The sequence below is a fragment of the Zobellia sp. 1_MG-2023 genome (genome assembly GCF_030549125.1).
GTDB classification, from domain to species: Bacteria; Bacteroidota; Bacteroidia; order Flavobacteriales; family Flavobacteriaceae; genus Zobellia; species Zobellia russellii.
This window is the reverse complement of sequence record NZ_JAUOSY010000033.1, coordinates 1-541: the sequence shown is the minus strand read 5'-3', so window position 1 is coordinate 541 and position 541 is coordinate 1. Positions and strand designations below refer to the sequence as shown.

Annotated in this window: 1 protein-coding gene; it reads left to right on the top strand. The window is 48.6% G+C overall.

The window, feature by feature from the left end; translation table 11 throughout:
- Positions 1 to 24 precede the first annotated feature (24 nt).
- Positions 25 to 541, top strand: a 517-nt coding sequence (locus Q4597_RS19710; RefSeq protein ID WP_303407810.1) for an FGGY family carbohydrate kinase, incomplete at its 3' end; no start/stop codon positions are given.

Genomic DNA, 541 nt, shown 5'->3' with positions numbered 1-541 from the left:
CATCCGGACTATAACCACAACACCATGAAAACTAAAGTAACGGCCGTATTCGATATCGGGAAGACCAACAAAAAGTTCTTTCTTTTTGACGGGAACTTCCAGGAGGTGCACCGTGAATACGTACGTTTTGAAGAGATAACCGATGAGGACGGCTACCCTACCGAAAACCTCAGGGCACTGGAGGACTGGGTAAAGGAAACTTTCGATAAAATCCTAATTTCCAACGAATTTGAAATAGAGGCCTTGAACTTTTCCTGTTACGGCGCCAGTTGGGTACACATAGGCGAAAACGGGAAACCGCTCACGCCCCTCTACAACTACATGAAGCCCCTGAACGGGGATATCCTTGATTCATTTTACAAGGAATACGGGCCCGAGGACGAACTGTCAAGGGTCACCGGATCCCCAAAACTGGGCATGCTCAACACCGGTATGCACCTCTATTGGCTGAAGAGGACCAGACCGGAAACCTTCAAAAAAATAAGATACTCCCTGCACCTGCCCCAATACCTGAGCTATCTGTTCACCGGGGTCCCGGTAA